We start from the raw sequence: 19316 nt of genomic DNA on the forward strand, positions 1-19316 counted from the left end.
GACCTCACGGTCCATTCCATGTGCAAACGACCAAGGCGCTTAAGGCGCCTTTTTTTTCTTTTTCCACCACGAAGAGCTGAAGATGACCGACTCGATAAGCTATCGCCGCGCAACCGTGGACGACATTTTGAAAATTTGCGAGTTGGGTCAAATCTTGAACGCGATCCACCATCAGGCACGTCCTGACGTCTATGCAAACGCCACTGAAGAGTTCGCTCGAGACAAGCCGCACTGGCTATCTAGCCTTCAGGGAGAAGATCGAGCCATGTTTCTCGCCGAGCATGGCAGCACGGCGGTCGGCTTTATCACCGTTCAAGTGATGCAGCCGACAAGTCCACTGTTGCAACCGTTGACCGTTGGCCGCATTGGCTCAGTCGCTGTTTTGGAACGACTGCGGGGACGCGGCGTCGGGAGCACGCTGATGAAACTTGCTGAAGAGTGGGCACGAAAAAACGGTGCCAACGACACGAGGCTGACCGTTTGGGCGTTTAATGAACAGGCGGTCGATTTGTATCAGGAACTTGGCTACGAGCTTCGTGCGTTCGAGATGGGAAAGCAACTGCCTATTGCTGGGGATATGCCAGTCGCATGAGGCGATGCTCGGCCACGAAGGGTCAGTCTATATTCGTGCATAGATCGTGGACAATTAATTGTTCACGTGAAACTTTTGAAACCTCTATTATCTGTTGCGTCTTTCCGAAAACGTTCTTGGAGCATTCAATGCGGATTAGAACCACCTATTTGAAAGTGTCGGACATGGAACGCAGTTCTGCTTTCTGGGAAAACCTGTTGGAACGCGCGCCGAACCGCAGGTCGGATAAGTGGACCGAATTCTCGCTCGGTGAAGTCCGCTTCGGGTTGCTGCTAAATGATTTTGGCGATGAGTTCGTCGGGAGCGGATGCGTTCCTGTGTTCGAATTTGACGTATCCGCCTTGCATATATTTCTGGATCGCGCCAAGGCTTTTGGAGCAACAGTCGCTCTCGACGGGCTAAACAATGAAGCCATGAAGAGCATTGTGTTGGTTAGCCCTGATGGCCATGAGTTCGAACTTTGCGCATGTCACGACTAATCGGTTGTTCTACCCCGAAAATCTAGGCCCGCGTTGCCCGTCGCGAGTGTCCGTTCCTAAGGGCGTCAACGGGCTCTTGTGGGTCGAACTCGGCCGACTGTAATATGCCCGGTTCGCCGATAAGCTTTCGCTCGCTCATTCTCGCAAATACGCACGCCCGGTGGTATTTTTGGTGATATCCGTACCGGCAAAATTCCTCAAACCCGCTCAAGCAAAGCGATAGCAGGGGGGTTTTCATCCCGGCCCTGCCATCAAACAATCTTCCCGATTCCCAATCGTCCGGAAGACATCGCCCGTCGCATCTGCCATCAAAAACCCTTTAGCCACACCGGGATCATTCATCCAGGCTGGTAAGCACGCCCTCGCCGCCTCACCGACGGTGGAAAGTACCTTGCGACACAGAGCCCGTAAATGATCAGCGCCGCGACCGTGTAGGACACGAATCGCGCCGCAAAGAACAGCAAGACTACGACGATCGCGGCCAGCAGCATCTCCAGTCTCGGACCGAGCGCCGACAGCTGCCCGCCGCGCGCTTCGAAGGCGGTCCCCAGCAAAATCAGCAACGGGATCAACGCGAGCACCATGTGGATCGGCTCGAGGATCGGATAAGCCACGAGCATCGTCATCGAAGCGAGCGCGTAGTCGATGCGGCTGTCCCGATGGCGGCGAAACACCAGATACGCGGACAGCAGGCAAGCAGCCAGCACCAACGCATGCGAAGCAATCGACAGCAACGTACCGGACACCGGCATGCCGACCGTCGCCGATAGCGTCTGCAGCGCGCCCCTCACGGCATTGTTCATCGGCGCGCCGCCACCGCTCATCGCCAGTGCCATGCCGTTCAGGCGCGGCATGTCCGACACGAAGTAGTGCCACAAAACGTCGAAGCCGAGGCGCGCTCCGGTGATTAACGTCAACGCAATCGCAACGACGCTCGCCATCACGAACGTCCGCCATTCGCGACGCAGCAACAGCAGGCCGGCGACGGCCAGGGGCGTGAGCTTGATCGCGATCGCAAAGCCAAGAAAGAGTCCAGCGGCATAACCTTTGCCACGCTCGATCAGCGCGAAAGTCGCAATCAACAGGAAGAACAGCAGTTCGTTCGATTGGCCGTCGTAGGTATCTTCGACGAGCGGAAAGCTCAGCAGCGCGACCGCCACCAGCAGCAGGTTCACGCTGCGCTCCGTGCCGCGGTACGCCATCGTGACGACGAGATACAAAGCCACCGAGAACAACAAGATCGACGCACTCACCCAGACGATTTTCGCGGCGAGCGGCGTCAGCAGCGCGAGCGGCGCAAACACCAGCGCGAACTGCGGCGGGTAGGCGTAGAAGATGTCGTCGCCCGTCGAGCGCGCGCCGATGCCCTGCAAAAACGCGATGAGCGCGTCGTGGTCGTACAGGCGCGCCGGGTCATGCAGCACGACGTTGAAGGCGTACAGGTAGAAATTGAAATCGCCGAAGGCGTCAGGGACGTTGCCACGAAACTTCGCGACGACGTGCAGGATACGCAGCGCGAGGCAGGCTACCGCAATCAGCAAAAGGAGCGCGGCACCCGCGCCGAAGTTCGACCTGGTCCGTACGGCGCCTGCGTTGAACATGGTGTCTCTCCGCGGTACGTCAATCAACGTGGGAGTTGCTGCGCCCTTGAGACCCGCGCTAGCGGGGGCGCACCAGCAGACCATGTCGCCGATACGGTCCGGGGATGGCCGGCATGGCCAGCCACGCCGGCTTCGTGCCGGACGACCGGACAGAGATTACCGATTCGCAAAAATCGATCTGTGCGCTCGCCCACACGAGACCGACCTATTTGGGGAACTTCGGCTCGTGAAGATCGTTCGTCGGCGGCGAATCGCCGTGTTCGCTGCGGAATGCCACGCACGTCGCGCCGATCGGCGCTTATCGGCTCGCGGCCCCCATGCCAGCGCGCGCAACCTCGCGGCGTCGCTTGATCACGTAGCCGCCCCACATCAGCACGAGCCATGCCGGCACCAGCCACACCGAGATCGACAAGCCCGGCGTCAGCGCCAGAATCACGAGGATCGGCGCCATGAATGCCAGGCAGATCCAGTTGCTGACCGGGAACCAGAACGAGCGGAACACCAGCGTTTCGCCCGCGGCTACCATCGCCTTGCGCGACTTCAGATGCGTGAGGCTGATCAGCGCCCAGTTCAGCACCGGCGCCGCGACCACCAGCGACATCAGCAGTCCAAGCGCTTCCGCCGGGATCACGTAGTTGATGATCACGCACGCGAACGTTGCGAGCGCCGACAGACCGATCGCCAGATACGGCACGCCTCGCCGGTCGAGCTTCAGCAGCGCGCGCGGCGCGTTGCCCTGTTCGGCGAGGCCGTACAGCATGCGGCTATTCGCGTAGACGCCGCTGTTGTACACCGACAGCGCCGCGGTCAGCACGACCACGTTCAGCACGTTGGCGGTCAGCGACGAGCCCATCTGCGAGAAGATCATCACGAACGGGCTGCCGCCCGCCGCCGCTGGGTGTAGAACGCTGTCGAAGGCAGCGCTGTGGCAGATTGCACGGCTAGACCGTACGGTCCGGTCTGGCAAAACCGGTAATTTTACCCGACCGATATTCCTCTGACATTCGGAGCCGCCCGCTTCGTTCTGCGCCGCACTTAAGCGCGCGGATTGTGATTGTCACGGGGATCGCGCCTGGGTATGTTGCCGAAGTCCACTTTTCATGCCGCGGAGCTTCACTATGTTGCCCAAACGTCTGCTTTGCGCCGCCGTGTTGTGCCTCTGTTTCGCGGGCATCAGTACGTCCGCGCTCGCGCAGACGGTGCCCGCCGCCCAGCAAACAGCCGATGACGCCGCGTCGCAGGCAAGCGGCCAGCCTGCGCCAGCGCCTGCCCCCGCTACTGCCAGCAAGCCGCCTGCCGCCGCGCTCGGCGGTCCGGTGCGCAACATCGTGCTCGTGCATGGCGCGTTCGTCGACGGATCGAGCTGGAACGGCGTGGTCGCGAAGCTGCAGCGAAAGGGTTATCACGTGAGCTCGGTGCAGAACCCGCTGACCTCGCTCGCCGACGACGTCGCCGCGACCCGCCGCGTGCTCGATCGCGAGAACGGTCCGGTGCTGCTGGTCGGGCACTCGTGGGGCGGCGTCGTGATCACCGAGGTCGCCGCGAATGCGCCGAACGTCGCCGGGCTCGTGTATGTCGCCGCGCTTGCGCCGCAACTGCACGAATCGGCGATGGACGTGATGAAGGCCGGCGGGCCGATGCCGGCCGGCCAGAGCATCAGCAAGGACGCGAACGGGTTCTTGTGGATCGACCGCGCGCGCTATCACGCCGATCTCGCCGCCGACGTGCCCGAGACCGTCACACGCGTGCTCGCCGCCGCGCAGGTGCCGATCGCCGCGAGCGCATTCGACGAACCGGTCGATCAGATCGGCTGGAAGGACAAACCGTCGTGGTACGTGCTGACGACGAAAGACCACGCGGTGTCGCCCGATCTGCAGAGAATGATCGCCGCGCGCATCGGCGCGAAGGTGGTGCCGGTCGCGTCGAGCCATCTCGCGCCGGTGTCGCACGCCGGGGCGGTGGCGGAGGCGATCGATCACGCGGCGCGCGAGTTGAGCCGGCAGCAGCAGTAAGCCGGCGGCTCGACGCCGCGCGGCTCAGCGCAGCATGAACGACATCGCCGACAGACAGTTCAGCATCCGCACCGCATGCTCGGCCGACGCCGCACTGAAGCGCAACCTCACGCCATCGACGCGCGTAAGCGTCGGCCATTGGCAGAACAGATCGGCGAGCCCGCTCGTTTGCACGCGCAGTTCGCAGTCGATCGTTCGCGGCTCCGCGCGCGTCGCGGCAGGCGCGCGGCCCGCTTCGACATGCTGACGGACCACGTCGCGCGCGGCGGCCCGCAGCGCCTCGCGCACGCTCGCGGGCGACCGCGTGACGCCGCTTGCTTGCCCGGTTGCGGTCTTCGTGACGATGAAACGCGCGCCGGGAAAACGCGACGCGGTTTCCTCGGCGAACACGTCGTCACCCGATAAAAGCACCACGCGCGCGCCATATTCTTCGGCGAGCGCACCGTACAGCCCCGCTTCGCCCAGCTCCACGCCGTTGAACGCCACGCCCGCGAACGCGAAGCTGTTGATCGTGTGCGCGAGGATGCCGCGCGTTTGCGCTTTCGCGTGATAGCCGAGCATGAAGACCAGCGCCGCACCGTATTCGAGCCCGGCCATCATGCCGAGCGTGCGCGGCTTGCCGAGCACGAGCTGGGCGCGCGGATCGAGCAGATCGGGCAGCAGGTTGCGAAAGCCGCCGTGCGAATCATTGACCCACACGTCGGTCGCGCCGCCCGCGAACGCGCCTTCGACGGCCGCGTTGGCTTCGAGCGTCATCCAGCGTCGCGCGGCTTCGTATTCGCCGTTGCCCGCGCGCGTCTGCTCGGCATGGAACACGCCGGCGATGCCTTCGATGTCGGTGGAGATCAGGACTTTCATCGCGCGGAATTCCTCAGCAGGTGGGCAAGGTCCGGCACGCTGTCGCGCAGCGACAGCCGCCGATGGCCGTCGCGACCGGTGACGGTCTCGGCGCTCCACAATGCATCGACGATCGCCTGCTCGACGCTGTCGGCGCAGGCGCGAAACAGCGGGTCCATACAGTGATCCGCGACCAGCGGCGGCAGCGCGACGAAGTCCGCGCCGTGCGGCACCGTGTACGCGGTCGAAAACGCCAGCGCGATATCGCCGCTGCCGTGGCCGTACACCGAGCCGGTGCGCGCGAGACCGGCCGCCGCGCGCAACGACAGGCGTTTCAGCTGGCGCGCGTCGAGCGGCGCATCGGTCGCGACGATCATGATGATCGAGCCTTGCTCGGGTTGCTCGGGGGTCGCGTGAGCAGCGGCACTGGCAGCATTCGCCGCCTCAGCGACGGCCGCGCGTTCGGCCAGCATGCGGCCGAGCGGCGTGCCGTCGATCGTCAGCATCGGCAGACGGCCGAAGTTGGCAAGCACGAGCGCGCCAACGGTGTAGTCGCGGCCCGCCGCACTGAACACGCGCGACGCAGTGCCGATGCCGCCCTTCAGATCGAAACACGACATGCCGCGCCCCGCGCCGAGCGCACCGCTCGCGACATCGGCGCTTGCCGCGTCGAATGCTTCGGTGAAGTGCTGTTCGGTCAGGGCAAGCGCCTGAATGTCGTTCAGGTAGCCGTCGTTGCACTCGAACACGAGCGGATTGAGCGTCGACCATTCGCGGCCGATGCGCGGATTCGCGCGAATCGCCGCGCGGATCTGCGCCTGCGCGACCGTACCGACGCCGAAGGTGTTGGTCAGCGCGATCGGCGTCTCCAGCGTGCCGAGTTCGTCGAGCTGCACGAGCCCGATGCTCTTGCCGAAGCCGTTGATCACCGACGCGGCGGCCGGCACCTTGTCGACGAACGGATCGCCGCGATGCGGCCGGATCACGGTCACGCCGGTTTGCAGCGCGCCTTCGGCAAGCGTGCAATGACCGACGCTGACGCCGTCCACGTCGGCGATCGTGCCGAGCGCTCCGGCCGGCAACGTGCCGATATGCGGCGCGCGCTCAGCCCAATGATGGTTGCTCATGCTCATGGCCGATCCAGCTTCGGATCGAGCGCATCGCGCAGACCGTCGCCGAGCAGATTGAACGCGAGCACGGTCAGGAAGATAGCGAGGCTCGGAAACAGCGCGATATGCGGCGCGGTCACCATGTCGGCGCGAGCTTCGTTGAGCATCGCGCCCCACTCGGGCGTCGGCGGCTGCGCGCCCAAGCCGAGAAACGACAGGCTCGCCGCCGTGATGATCGACGTGCCGATGCGCATCGTCAGGTACACGACGACCGACGAAATCGTGCCCGGCAGAATGTGCCGCGCCATGATCGTCCAGTCCGACGCGCCGATGCTGCGCGCCGCCTCGATATAGGTGAGCTGCTTGAGCATCAGCGTATTGCCGCGCACGAGCCGCGCGAATGCCGGAATGCTGAAGATCGCCACGGCGCAGATCACGTTGATCATGCCGTTGCCGAGAATCGCGACCACGCCGATCGCGAGCAGAATGCCGGGGAACGCGAACAGCACGTCGGCCACGCGCATCGTGATGCGATCCCACCAGCCCTCGTAGTAACCGGCAAGCAGACCGAAGAACGTGCCGATCACCGCGCCGATCGCCACGGACAGAAAGCCTGCCTCGAGCGAAATGCGCGAGCCGACGAGGATGCGGCTGAAGATATCGCGGCCCAGCGAATCGACGCCGAACCAGTGCGCGGCCGACGGCCCCGCGTTCAGCGCGTCGTAGTCGAAGAAGTTCTCGGGGTCGTACCGCACGATATGCGGCGCGATGATCGCGACCACGATCAGGAGCAGCACGAACACGCCGGCGGCCAGCGCGACATGCTGCTTGCGGAACTTGCGCCAGAATTCGCTCCACGGTGTGCGGATCGCGCGTTCGGAGGCAACGGGAGTGGCCGCATTCGGCCCGGTGGCGGTGGTGCTCATGCGGGCCTCACTTGAAACGGATGGTCGGGTTGATCACCGCGTACAGCACGTCGACGATCAGGTTGATGATGATGAATTCGAGCGAGAACAACAGCACCTCGGCCTGAATGATCGGATAGTCGCGCATCGACACGGCATCGACGAGCAAACGGCCGAGGCCCGGCCAGTTGAACACCACTTCGACGACGATCGAGCCGCCGAGCAGAAAGCCGAACTGCAGACCCATCATCGTGACGACGGGAATCAGCGCGTTGCGCAGGCAGTGCTTGATGATCACGAGCCGCTCGGGCACGCCCTTCGCACGCGCGGTGCGCACGAAGTCCTCGTGCAGCACTTCGACGAACGAGGCCCGCGTGAAGCGCGCCATCACGGCCGCGACCGCCGCGCCGAGCGTCAGCGACGGCAGCACGTAGCTGCGCCACGAACCGTCGCCGACGATCGGCAGCCAGCCGAGCTGCACCGAGAAAATCTGCATCAGCAGCATGCCGAGCGCGAACGCCGGAAACGAAATGCCCGACACCGCGAGCGTCATGCCCAGGCGGTCCGGCCAGCGGTTGCGCCACACCGCCGAGGCGATGCCGATCGCCATGCCGATCACGACCGCCCACACCATGCTCGCGATCGTCAGCCACAACGTCGGGAAGAAGCGTTCCGCGATCTCCTGGCTCACCGGCCGCTTGCTGCGCGTCGAAACGCCGAAGTCGCCATGCGCCATCCGCCAGAAGAAACGGACGAACTGCTGCGGCAGCGGCTTGTCGAGCCCGAGGTCGGAGCGCACGAGCGCCACGGTCGCCTCGTCCGCTTCAGGACCGGCGGCGAGCCGCGCCGGATCGCCCGGCAGCAGATGCACGAACAGGAACACCAGCACGGCGACGATGAAGAGCGTCGGCAGCAGGCCTAGCAGACGTTTGACGAGGAAGTTCAGCATGAAACCAGTCCGGCAAATGAGCGGCAATTGAGCGGCAAATCAGGCGGGCAACGAGGACTCGTGTGCGGCGGCGGCGCGGCGGCGGGCTGGGTGAACCGCCGCCTGCGCATGCCGCCTCGTCAGCTCATCACTTGATCGCGATCTCGTCGAAGTTGAACGAGCCGTCCGGCGCGACGTAAGCGCCCGACAGACGCTTGCTGCGCGCATACACGACCTTCTCCTTGACGAGGAAGATCCACGGCGCGTCGGCCCAGATGCGCTTCTGCGCGTCGGTGTAGAGCGCGGCCTTCTGCGTGCGGTCGGTCGTTTCGAGCGCCTGCTTCAGATCGTTGTCGACCGCGTCGTTCTTGTAGTACGACGTGTTGACCATCTTCGGCGGAATCGAGTAGCCCGCGAGCAGCGGGCTGATCGCCCAGTCCGCCTCGCCGGTCGACGACGACCAGCCCGCGTAGTACATCCGCACCGGCGCGGTCGCCGGGTCCTGCGCGCTTTCGACCTTGGCGACGCGCTGACCCGCTTCGAGCGCCTCGACGCTGGCCTTGATGCCGACCTGCGCGAGCTGCTGCTGCACGAACTGGATCACCTTCTGCGCAGTCGAGTAGTTATACGCGGACCACAGCGTCGTTTCGAAGCCGTTCGGATAGCCCGCTTCCTTCAGCAGTTCGCGCGCCTTCGCCGGATCGTACGGCCAGGGCCCAAGCTTGACCGCATAGTCGACGCCTTGCGGCACCACGCCGTCGGCCGGCGTCGCGTAACCGGCGAACGCGACCTTCGTCAGCGCTTCCTTGTTGACCGCATAATTCAGCGCCTCACGCACCTTCGGGTTGTCGAAGGGCCTCTGGTTCATGTTCAGGCTGATGTAGCGCTGGATGATCGACGGCGCCGCGATCAGATCGACCTTCGGGCTCGACTGCAGTTGCGCGGCCTGCTCGAACGGCACCTGGAACGCGAAGTCCGCTTCGCCGGTGCGCATCAGCGCGGCGCGCGTGTTGTTGTCGACGACCGGCTTCCAGTCGATCACATCGATCTTCGGATAACCCTTCTTCCAGTAGCCGGCGAACTTCTTCACGGTCAGGTCGCCGGCCGGGTCCCACTTCACGAGTTCGAACGGGCCCGTGCCGACCGGATGAAACGCGATGTCCTTGCCGTACTTCTTCAGCGCGTCCGGCGAGATCATCACCGCAGACGGATGCGCGAGCACGTTGATGAACGCCGAGAACGGCGTTTTCAGCGTGACGCGCACCGTGTACGGATCGACCACTTCCGTTTTCTCGATGCGGCTGAACATGTTGTAGCGCTTCAGCTTGTTGGCCGGATCGGTCACGCGGTCGAAGTTCGCCTTCACGGCGGCCGCATTGAAGTCGGTGCCGTCCTGGAACTTCACGCCATGGCGCAGCTTGATCGTATAGACGCGCGCGTCGGGGCTCGCCTCATAGCTGTCGGCGAGCACGTTGACGAGCTTCATGTCCTTGTCGAAGCCGAACAGCCCCTGATAGAACGATTTCGCGACCGCCTGTGACAGCGTGTCGTTCGCGTCGTACGGATCGAGCGACGTGAAGGTCGACGCGACGGCCATCACGGCCGTCGTTTCGGCGTGCGCCAGATTGCCCGCGAGCGTCGCGAACACCACCGCGCCGCCGCTGACGAGCGCGCGCAAACGAAACGGAGAGGACGGGAACAGCAGGTTCATGAGGTTGCTCCAGGCTGCGAGTTAAGGGTGTGACAGGGTCGTTATGGTTGGCTTGTGCTTCGGCTGCGGGTGCTGCGGGTTTTGCTTCGGGTCTTTTTGCTTTAACGCGATGCGGCGCTTCGCTCAATAAGCACCGCCGACGCGATGCTGCGCGACGAAATGATCCGGGCCCACCGCGACGAGCGGCGCGACGACCGGCTCGTCGTGCAGCGCGCGAATCGGGCTCGGAATATCGTCGGCGGCGAGCATGCGTTGCGCGTGACGGCGCGCGGGATCGGCGACCGGCACCGCGCTCATCAGCTTCTTCGTGTACGGATGCTGCGGCGCCTCGAACACCGCGCGACGCGGACCGATCTCGACGATCTGGCCGAGATACATCACCGCGACGCGATGGCTGACCCGCTCGACCACCGCCATGTCGTGCGAAATGAACAGATACGCGACGCCGAGCTCGCGCTGCAGGTCGAGCATCAGATTGACGATCTGCGCCTGCACGGAGACGTCGAGCGCGGACACCGATTCGTCGGCGATCACGACCTTCGGATTCAGCGCGAGCGCGCGAGCAATCGCGATACGCTGACGCTGCCCGCCCGAAAACTCATGCGGATAGCGGCGCGCGGCCTCGGCCGGCAAACCGACTTTCTCGAGCAGCCACGCGACGCGCGCATGCGCTTGCCCACCCTGCGCGACGCCATGCACGAGCAGCGGCTCCATGATCGAGAAGCCGACGGTCAAGCGCGGATTCAACGACGCGAACGGGTCCTGGAAAATAAACTGGATATCGCGACGCAGCGCCTGCAACGCGGGCCCGGTCAGCGAGCTGATTTCCTTGCCAGCGAATTCGATCGAGCCACTCTGACTTTCGACGAGCCTCAGCAGCGAGCGGCCCGTGGTCGACTTGCCGCAGCCCGACTCGCCGACCAGCGCGAGCGTTTCGCCGGGCCGCAGATCGAAGCTGACTTTTTCGACCGCATGCACACGGCCCGTCATACGGCCGAACAGGCCGCTACGGACCGGAAAGCGCGTGACCAGATCGCGCACGCGCAGGATCGGCGGCGTGTCGTCGCGCACCAGCGGCTGCGCTTCTTCGGCGACAGCCGCCGCCGGCTGCACCGCGGCATCGGCGCCGTTCGCACCGGCCTGCTCGACGCTCAGGATCGGAAAGCGCGCGGGCTGATCGATGCCGTGCATCGAGCCGAGCCGGGGCACCGCCGCGAGCAGCGCCTTCGTGTACGGATGCGACGGCGCGGCGAACAGCGTGTCAGACGCGCCCTCCTCGACCTTCTCGCCGCGATACATGACGAGCACGCGGTCGGCCACTTCGGCGACCACGCCCATGTCGTGCGTGATGAAGATCACGCCCATGTTCATCTCGTCCTGCAAGCCGCGAATCAGTTGCAGGATCTGCGCCTGGATCGTCACGTCGAGCGCGGTGGTCGGTTCATCGGCGATCAGCAGCGCGGGCTTGCACGACAACGCCATCGCGATCATCACGCGCTGCCGCATGCCGCCCGACAGCTGATGCGGGTAACGCGCCGCGACGCGCCTTGCCTCGGGAATCCGCACGATCTCGAGCAGACGCAAGGTTTCGGCGCGCGCGGCCTCGCGGCTCTTGCCCTGGTGCAGCGCGATCGCCTCGCTGATCTGATCGCCGACCGTGAAGACCGGATTGAGCGAGGTCATCGGCTCCTGGAAGATCATCGCGATGTCGGCGCCGCGCACCGTGCGCATCGTGCCGGACGACGCCTTCGCGAGATCGAGCACGCTGCCGTCGCGCCCCCGGAATGCGATGCTGCCGCCGGCAAGACGGCCGCCGCCATGCTCGATCAGCCGCATCAGCGCCAGCGACGTGACCGACTTGCCGGAGCCCGATTCGCCGACGATCGCGAGCGTCTCGCCGCGCTCGACCGTGAACGACAGATTGCGCACCGGGTTGAAGGTCGAATCGCCGCGGCGGAACGCGACCGTCAGATCGTCGACCGCGAGCACGCGCTGCGGCGGCAGGGTCTCGATAAGCGGGCTGGCGGTGTGCGAGGAAGTCGGCACGGTGGTTCCTTTGCTTTGAATTCGAACGCGGCTAACGGGGCCTCAGGCAGGTGGCGACACGCGCCAGCGGCTAGCCATAGATCGCCGTCACCGGCGCTTCGCCGAGCCGCGCGAAACCGCGGTACATACCCTCGGTATTGAACGGCAGCGTGACGTTGCCCCGCGCGTCGACGGCGACGAGGCCGCCGCGTCCGTCGATCTTCGGCAAGCGGTTCATCACGACGTCGTGCGCGGCTTCTTCGAGCGAGACCTGGCGATAGGCCATCTGCGCGGCGACGTCGTAGGCGGCGACCATGCGCATGAACATTTCGCCGGAGCCGGTGGTCGATACCGCGCAGGTCGCGTCGTCCGCGTAGCAGCCCGCGCCGATCAGCGGTGTATCGCCGACGCGGCCCACCTGCTTGTTGGTCACGCCGCCCGTCGAGGTCGCCGCGGCGAGATGCCCGTGGCGGTCGAGCGCGACTGCGCCGACGGTGCCGAACTTGCGATTCGGATCGATCGGCTCGTGCGGCGTCGGTTCGTCGCTGCTCGAAGCCGTGGACGCGAGCGTCGCGGCGTCGTGATCGAGCATCGGACGCTGCTGCTTACGGGCCAGTTGCCATTGGCGATAGCGCGCGTCGGTATCGAAGTAGCTGTTGTCGACGAATTCGAGCCCCTGCGCGGCCGCGAACGCTTCCGCGCCTTCACCGGTGAACAGCACGTGGTCGCTGCGCTCGAGCACGCGGCGCGCGGCGAGAATCGGATTGCGCACGCGCTTCACGCAACAGATCGCGCCCGCGTCGAGCGTGCGGCCGTCCATGATCGCGGCGTCGAGCTCGTGCGTGCCGGCCGCCGTGTAGACCGCGCCGTGGCCCGCATTGAAGAGCGCGCAGTCTTCGAGCAGCCGCACCGCTTCGCTGACCGCGTCGAGCGCGCTGCCGCCGTCGGCGAGCACGCGCTGGCCAGCGCTCAGCACCGCGTTGAGCGCCGCGTGATATCCGGTTTCGGCGCAGGCCGACATCGACGTGCGCAGGATCGTCCCGGCCCCGCCGTGAATGGCAATGACTGCGTTGGAGTTCATCGTTTGGATCGTGAAGTGCGGGTGGTTCGGGGAGTGCGGGGTGCTGTGATGGCTTTTGCTTCGGCATCCCTGGCTTTCGTGCTTCTGGCTTGGGTGCTGTCGGCCATTGCGCCGTCGCTGTGTTTTAGCCTTGCAGCCCTCGCGCGCGCGGCTTTGCTCAGGGCGCGCGCCGGCTCCTGCGCGGCGCCGGCAGCGCCCGACTGCGGATCGAACAGCCACGGCAGCACGAACTCGCTGACCTCGGCGGCCGCCTTGACCGAGCGTTGCGCGCGATACGCGACCGCGTCGCACAACGCCTCGATGACCGCGAGCACGGCCGAATCGGCATTCGACGCGAGACGCCGGTCGGTGCGGACATACAGCGACAGGTCCGCGAACCGCACGAGCGGCGAGCGCGGACCGTCGGTGAGCGCGAGCACGCGTGCGCCGCGTTCGGAGGCGCGGCGCGCGAGCTCGATCGTGTCCTCGACATAGCGCGGAAACGCGATGCCGATCACGAGATCGCCCGGGCCCGAACCCACGAGGTGTCGCGCCGCATGCGACGGCCCGCCGCTCAGCGCCAGCGAATGCACGTTGTCGTGATACGGCAGCAGTCCGTGCTCCATCAGGCTCGCGAGAAACGCGCTGGCGCCGAAGCCGATCACGAATACGCGACGCGCGGCGATGATCGCGTCGACGGCGGCGTCGGCGGTCGCGCGATCGATCGACGTACGCGTTGCGTGCAGATTGTTGGCGGCCTGCTCGAGCGACGCGTCGATCAGATCGTCACCGGCCGCGAGCGTTTCCTGCGCGCTGCGCAGCCGCTCGACCGGCGCGAGCGTCGCCTCGAAGCCACGCACGAGCGCCTCGCGAAACTGCGGATAACCGTCGAAGCCGAGCGCGCGCGCAAAGCGATTCGCGCTCGCGACCGACGCGTCGACCACGCTCGCGAGCTCGTCGATACGCATCGTCGCCGCGCGGAACAGATGGGCCAGCACGTACTCGCCCATGCGCTGGTGGATCGGCGTGAGCGTCGGCATCGCGGCGGTGATGCGCGCGGCAATGGCCTGCTCGGCGGGGTTCGACACAGCGGACGGGTGATGGATCATGCGAACGGACAGGCGCGGTTGTTCTGTGCGAACTGGATGAAATTATATTTACATGAAACACGCGCCGAAAAAAATTCATTTTCATTATTTCGAGGGTTTTCACCGACCGAAGGTCTTCAGACAATGGAGTTCAGCATCCACGCCATGCCGCACCCCGGTGAAAATCCATTTTCATCGGGGCGATGGGTGGCTTCACCGCGTGCCGCGCTCCGCCGCTCAGCACGCCGCCGCGCTCTGTTCGGGAATGCCCAGGAGCCGCGCCGCCGGCGACATCACGATGATCAGCGCCTGCACGACGAACGCGAGCGACGCCGCGACCAGACACACGTCGATGCTCCAGCGCGCGCTGAGCGCGGCGCCGAGCAGCGCGCCCACCGGCCGCGCGCCGTAGGTGGCGGTGCTGATCAGCGCGGACACGCGGCCGATCATCCGTTCGGGCGTGATCGCCTGACGCAGCGTGGTCGAGCCGACGACCCACAGGATTGGTCCCGCGCCGAGCAGGAAGAAGCTCGCGAGCGCGAGCCAGAACGATGGGACGATCAGCGTCGCCACCATCACGAGCGACGCAAGCAGCCCGCACGACGGTCCGACGATCAGCAGACGGCCGAATGCGAGACGCCGCACGACCGCGGGCGCGGCGAGCGCGCCGCAGACCATGCCGACCCCGTACGCGCCGAGCGTCACGCCGACCGCCGAGGCATTGAGCCCCAGCCGATGCACCGCGTAAGGCACATAGACCGCCTGCAGGATGAAGAAGCCGAGATTGAAGAACACGGCGGTCAGCAGCATCGGCAGCAGCAACGGATCGCGCAGCACGAAGCGCGTGCCGTCGCGCAGCTCCAGCATGAAGTGCCGCCGCGGCGCGGCCGCGCGCGGCGGCTCGCGCAATCCCGCCAGCAACGCGACCGCGAACGCCGACAACACCGCCGCGCCGCCATACGCCCAGCCCGCGCCGATCCAGCCGACCAGCACGCCGCCCAGCGCCGGCCCCGCCGAATACGCGACGCTGCGCGCGAGTTCGAGCCGGCCGTTCGCGCTCGCATAGGCGTCGCGCGGCACGATCGACGGCACCAGCGACGGCGCCGCAACGTTGTAGGCGACCGTACCCGTCGCGGCGACGAAGCCGAGCGCGGCGAGCAGCGGCAGGTTCAGCGCATGCGTGAGCACCAGCAGCAGCACGCACAGCATCGCGCACACACGCACGCTCTCGGCGAGCGTCATCAGCATGCGGCGCGAGCGGCGGTCGGCCCAGACGCCGAGCGGCATCGACAGCAACAGGAACGGCAGCGTCTGCGCGGTTTGCAGCAGACCGGTATCGCGCGCGTCGGCGCCGAGCGCGAACACCGCGACGAGCGGTGCGGCGGCGAGGCTGATCTGCTCCGCCGATTGCGCGCACAGGTTCGACCAGGCGAGGCGCTGGAATGCGCGGGGCAGACGTCGCGCATTGGACGGCGAAGACGATGAAGGGAAAGACGTGGCGGACATCGATGCACTCCCGAGGTTTTGACGTGAGGCATTCATCGTCGGCGCTCAGGGCCTGCGGGGCGCTCCGCTTCTTGCGGTGTTATTCTTCGCTCGCCATGAATCTCGAAAGCATTCTCTTTACTCAAGGTTTCGGTTCGCGCCGCCAATGCCGTGCGCTGATCGGCGACGGCCGCGTCAGCGTCGACGGTGCGATTTGCACCGATGCCGACGCCGATTTCGCTATTGATGGCGGCGCGTTGCGCTTTAGCGTCGACAACGTCGAATGGCCGTATCGCGAGCACGCGTATCTGCTGCTGAACAAGCCGATCGGCTACGAATGCTCGCGCGATCCGCAGCATCATCTGAGCGTGTTCAACCTGCTGCCGCCGCAGTTCGCCGAGCGCGGCGTGCAGTGCGTCGGCCGTCTCGATCAGGACACCACGGGCCTCCTGCTGCTCTCCGACGACGGCAAGTTCGTGCATCAGTTCACGTCGCCGAAACGCAAGGTGCCGAAGCTCTACGTCGCGACCACGCGCCATCCGCTCGACGACGCGCAGCTCGCCGCGCTGCGCGACGGCGTGCTGCTGCACGGCGAAACGAAACCCAGCGCCGCGCTCGACGCCCAGGCGCGCGACACTCACACGCTCGCGCTCACCGTGCTCGAAGGCAAATACCACCAGGTCAAGCGGATGATCGCGGCCTCGGGCAACCGCTGCGAGGCGCTGCATCGCGAACGGATCGGTGGGCTCGCGCTTCCCGCGGCGCTCGCGCCCGGCGCATGGCAATGGCTCGACGCAGCGGCTCTTGCCGCGCTGCGGGCCGGGTAAACGACTAGCCGCAACGAGGGCCCGCCTAAGCCCTTGATGCGCCGGAGAAAGCCCGCGCGCATTGCGGTGCACCGAACATAGGCCGTTGCGTTGCAGCATGCCGTTGCTTACATGCCGCCCTATACTCGTCTAAACAAACGACTACAAAGGTTTCAAGGAGGGGCGTCATGCAAATCGACGGCACGATGGCGATTTCGCACGCAATGATCGCGTTTATCTGCCTTGCGCTGCTGCTGGTCGGCGGATTGCTGGTCATCATGCGGCTGCGGCACAAGTACCATCCGAATCTGATCGGCGCATTGATCGGCGGGATGCTGTGCTTCCTGTTGCTGGAAGTGCTGCCTGCGCTGAGCTGATGCCGGTTGGACCGCGCAGCTCCTTTTGCGCGGCGCATTGATGCGGTGCGGCGGATACGCTTTGCGGGGCAACCCGGCCCTCGCGGGGCGGTATTTTGTTTCTGCTGCCGGCCTAGCCGCGTTTCCCGTTCGCCTCGCGCAAAAAATCCTCGACGCTCGGATAGCGCAGACGTACCCGCAATTCCTCCTTCAGACGCCGGTTCACGAGCCGGCGCGACTCGCGCATGAACGACAGCAGCATCGGATCGATCTGCTGCTCCGCCTGCTCTCTCGTGATGCGCGGCGGGCGCGCGAGCCGGAACGCATCGGCGACCGCGTCGAAATACTCCCCCATTTTCAGCGACGAATCGTCGGACGCGTGCAGTGCGCGCGCGGGCCGGCCATGCGTGGCGAGACGCACGAGGATCGCGGCGAGGTCGTCGGCGTGGATGTGATTCGTGTAGACGTCGTCGGCATCGACGAGCGCCGGCGTGCCTCTTTCGAGCCGCGCGAGCGGCAGACGGTTGCGCGCATAGATGCCCGGGATCCGCGCGATGCTCGTGGCGACGCTGCCGCGCGCCGTCGCGCGCCGCAACTGCCGCTCGGCCGACACGCGACGTTTGGCGCGCGCATTCGCGGGCCGCGGCGCGCGCGTTTCGTCGATCCACGCGCCGCCGCAATCGCCGTAGACGCCCGTCGTGCTCGCGTAAACGATGCGCACCGGTGCGCGCGAAGCGCCGGTCCGGCGCACCCCGTCGGGTACAATATCGGGTGTTTCAGCGTCCAGACCTGAAGCGCGCGCACGGCGCAACCGCGCGATCGGCGCGACGGACGACCTCGCCGCGCAAGCGTTCATGCGGCCCGCGGCACCTAAGGTCGCAAGCAGCGCGCGAGTGCGTCGATCGTCGTCGCCGGACTTCTGCGGCGGCGCGAGATGCAGCACCGTCGGCGCGAGGCGCGCGAGCCGTTTGAGGCTGCCGCGCGCGTCGAGATCGCCGACGAGCGGCATCACGCCCGCGGCGCGCAACTCATCGCAGCGCGCGGCATGGCTCGTCAACGCGAAGATACGCGCGCGCGGCCGCAACAGGGACACGCAGCGCATGCCGACGTCGCCGCATCCTACGATCAGCACGCGCGGCCGGCGGAAGTTTCGTGTCGCTTTCATGGTGGGCGCATTGTAGCGGTCACACGCAACAGGTACCGCGCGGTTGATCCGGCGGGTCCCATTACGATTCCGAATTTTCGATTCCGAACACTTTATGGCATTTAACGTCACGCTACGGCAAACCGGCCGGCAGTTTCAGGTAGAACAGGACGAACCGGTGCTCTCCGCAGCGCTGCGTCAAGGCATCGGCCTGCCGTACGGCTGCAAGAACGGCGCGTGCGGTTCGTGCAAAGGCACGGTCGTGAGCGGCGAGGTCGAACAGCGCGCGCACTCGTCGTCGGCGCTGTCGAACGACGAAAAGACGCGCGGCATGGCGCTCCTGTGCTGCGCGACCGCGTGCTCCGATCTCGAAGTCGACATCCGCGAAGTGGCCGGCGTCGGCGATGTGCAGGTCAAGAAGCTGCCGTGCCGCGTGAACGCGATCGAGCGCAAGGCCGACGACGTGATCGTCATGAAGCTGCAACTGCCCGCCAACGAACGTCTGCAATATCTGGCCGGCCAGTACCTCGAATTCATCCTGAAGGACGGCAAGCGCCGCAGCTATTCGATGGCGAGCGCGCCGCACGTCGAAGGCCCGGTCGAACTGCACATCCGCCACATGCCCGGCGGCGCGTTCACCGACCATGTGTTCAACACGATGAAGGAGCGCGACATCCTGCGCTTCGAAGCGCCGCTCGGCACGTTCTTCCTGCGCGAAGACTCGGACAAGCCGATCGTGCTGCTCGCGTCGGGCACCGGTTTCGCGCCGCTGAAGGCGATCGTCGAGCATGCGGTGTTCAAGAGCATGACGCGCCCCATGACGCTCTACTGGGGCGCGCGCCGCAAGAAAGACCTGTATCTGCTCGAACTCGCCGAGCAATGGGCGCGCGAGATTCCGAACTTCAAGTTCGTGCCGGTGCTCTCCGAGCCCGATGCGGGCGACGCATGGACGGGCCGCACGGGCTTCGTGCATCGGGCGGTGATCGAGGATCTGCCCGATCTGTCGGCCTACCAGGTGTATGCATGCGGCGCGCCGGTGATGGTCGAATCGGCGCTGCGCGACTTCACGCAGCATCACCAGTTGCCGGAAGACGAGTTCTACGCGGACTCGTTCACCAGCGCGGCCGATCTCGCGAACGCGGTCTGATTGCACGGCGGCAAATTCCCCCCGATGCAGC

Annotated in this window: 17 protein-coding genes and 1 pseudogene; 6 read left to right on the forward strand and 12 right to left on the reverse strand. The window is 65.7% G+C overall.

Annotation, left to right across the window (positions count from 1 at the left end):
- The first annotated feature begins 82 nt into the window (after positions 1-82).
- Together OKW29_RS31395 and OKW29_RS31400 are read left to right on the forward strand one after the other, a co-directional pair.
- Positions 83-592, forward strand: coding sequence for a GNAT family N-acetyltransferase (locus OKW29_RS31395; protein ID WP_429293779.1), 510 nt, complete (start codon positions 83-85; stop codon positions 590-592).
- A gap of 128 nt (positions 593-720) precedes the next feature.
- Positions 721-1071 carry a VOC family protein gene (locus tag OKW29_RS31400; protein WP_018421036.1) on the forward strand — a complete coding sequence of 117 codons (351 nt, stop codon included), beginning with the start codon at positions 721-723 and terminating at the stop codon, positions 1069-1071.
- Between the two features lie 338 nt (positions 1072-1409).
- Here OKW29_RS31400 and OKW29_RS31405 read toward each other — a convergent pair whose 3' ends face one another.
- Both OKW29_RS31405 and OKW29_RS31410 read right to left on the reverse strand, forming a co-directional pair.
- Positions 1410-2672, reverse strand: a complete 1263-nt coding sequence (locus OKW29_RS31405; protein WP_429293780.1) for a glycosyltransferase family 87 protein — start codon at positions 2670-2672, stop codon at positions 1410-1412.
- A gap of 298 nt (positions 2673-2970) precedes the next feature.
- A pseudogene (locus OKW29_RS31410) lies at positions 2971-3567 on the reverse strand (amino acid permease); the annotation flags it as partial.
- A 223-nt stretch (positions 3568-3790) separates the two neighbouring features.
- Here OKW29_RS31410 and OKW29_RS31415 point away from each other — a divergent pair.
- Positions 3791-4684: an alpha/beta fold hydrolase gene (locus tag OKW29_RS31415; protein WP_429293781.1), complete on the forward strand. Its 894-nt coding sequence runs from the start codon at positions 3791-3793 to the stop codon at positions 4682-4684.
- A gap of 24 nt (positions 4685-4708) precedes the next feature.
- On the opposite strand, the gene OKW29_RS31420 is transcribed toward OKW29_RS31415, so the two are convergent.
- The 9 genes from OKW29_RS31420 to OKW29_RS31460 all read right to left on the reverse strand — a co-directional run bounded on the left by OKW29_RS31420 (position 4709) and on the right by OKW29_RS31460 (position 15853).
- Positions 4709-5542, reverse strand: a complete 834-nt coding sequence (locus OKW29_RS31420) for a M55 family metallopeptidase (RefSeq protein ID WP_429293782.1) — start codon at positions 5540-5542, stop codon at positions 4709-4711.
- On the reverse strand, positions 5539-6654 hold the full coding sequence (locus tag OKW29_RS31425) for a P1 family peptidase (RefSeq protein WP_429293783.1): 1116 nt from the start codon (positions 6652-6654) through the stop codon (positions 5539-5541). The genes OKW29_RS31420 and OKW29_RS31425 overlap by 4 nt, the downstream gene beginning before the upstream one ends.
- Positions 6651-7556 carry a glutathione ABC transporter permease GsiD gene (gene gsiD, locus OKW29_RS31430; RefSeq protein WP_184072618.1) on the reverse strand — a complete coding sequence of 302 codons (906 nt, stop codon included), beginning with the start codon at positions 7554-7556 and terminating at the stop codon, positions 6651-6653. Before gsiD ends, OKW29_RS31425 begins: the two co-directional genes overlap by 4 nt.
- Positions 7557-7563: 7 nt before the next feature.
- Positions 7564-8484, reverse strand: a complete 921-nt coding sequence (gene gsiC / locus OKW29_RS31435; protein ID WP_090801536.1) for a glutathione ABC transporter permease GsiC — start codon at positions 8482-8484, stop codon at positions 7564-7566.
- Positions 8485-8611: 127 nt separating this feature from the next.
- Positions 8612-10174 (reverse strand): glutathione ABC transporter substrate-binding protein GsiB, encoded by a 1563-nt coding sequence (gsiB, locus tag OKW29_RS31440; protein WP_429293784.1) that lies wholly within the window; start codon positions 10172-10174, stop codon positions 8612-8614.
- Between the two features lie 123 nt (positions 10175-10297).
- Positions 10298-12220 carry a dipeptide ABC transporter ATP-binding protein gene (locus tag OKW29_RS31445; protein WP_429293785.1) on the reverse strand — a complete coding sequence of 641 codons (1923 nt, stop codon included), beginning with the start codon at positions 12218-12220 and terminating at the stop codon, positions 10298-10300.
- A gap of 70 nt (positions 12221-12290) precedes the next feature.
- The gene (locus tag OKW29_RS31450; RefSeq protein WP_429293786.1) at positions 12291-13280 is read right to left on the reverse strand and encodes an isoaspartyl peptidase/L-asparaginase family protein; all 990 of its coding nucleotides are present in this window, start codon (positions 13278-13280) and stop codon (positions 12291-12293) included.
- The gene (locus OKW29_RS31455) at positions 13277-14368 is read right to left on the reverse strand and encodes a MurR/RpiR family transcriptional regulator (protein WP_429293787.1); all 1092 of its coding nucleotides are present in this window, start codon (positions 14366-14368) and stop codon (positions 13277-13279) included. The genes OKW29_RS31450 and OKW29_RS31455 overlap by 4 nt, the downstream gene beginning before the upstream one ends.
- A 216-nt stretch (positions 14369-14584) precedes the next feature.
- The gene (locus OKW29_RS31460; protein WP_429293788.1) at positions 14585-15853 is read right to left on the reverse strand and encodes an MFS transporter; all 1269 of its coding nucleotides are present in this window, start codon (positions 15851-15853) and stop codon (positions 14585-14587) included.
- Positions 15854-15948: 95 nt separating this feature from the next.
- Here OKW29_RS31460 and OKW29_RS31465 point away from each other — a divergent pair, with 95 nt between their 5' ends.
- Complete coding sequence (locus tag OKW29_RS31465; protein WP_429293789.1) at positions 15949-16659, forward strand: pseudouridine synthase; 711 nt, start codon at positions 15949-15951, stop codon at positions 16657-16659.
- 167 nt (positions 16660-16826) lie between these two features.
- On the forward strand, positions 16827-17015 hold the full coding sequence (locus OKW29_RS31470; RefSeq protein ID WP_429293790.1) for a hypothetical protein: 189 nt from the start codon (positions 16827-16829) through the stop codon (positions 17013-17015).
- Positions 17016-17127: 112 nt separating this feature from the next.
- On the opposite strand, the gene OKW29_RS31475 is transcribed toward OKW29_RS31470, so the two are convergent.
- Positions 17128-18159, reverse strand: a complete 1032-nt coding sequence (locus OKW29_RS31475; protein WP_429293791.1) for an SDR family NAD(P)-dependent oxidoreductase — start codon at positions 18157-18159, stop codon at positions 17128-17130.
- 94 nt (positions 18160-18253) lie between these two features.
- On the opposite strand from OKW29_RS31475, the gene OKW29_RS31480 reads away from it, so the two are divergent.
- Complete coding sequence (locus OKW29_RS31480) at positions 18254-19285, forward strand: CDP-6-deoxy-delta-3,4-glucoseen reductase (protein ID WP_429293792.1); 1032 nt, start codon at positions 18254-18256, stop codon at positions 19283-19285.
- The last annotated feature ends 31 nt before the right edge of the window (positions 19286-19316 follow it).

Origin of the sequence: Paraburkholderia sp. CI3 (assembly GCF_050436505.1) — a bacterium.
Classification (GTDB): Bacteria; Pseudomonadota; Gammaproteobacteria; order Burkholderiales; family Burkholderiaceae; genus Paraburkholderia; species Paraburkholderia tuberum.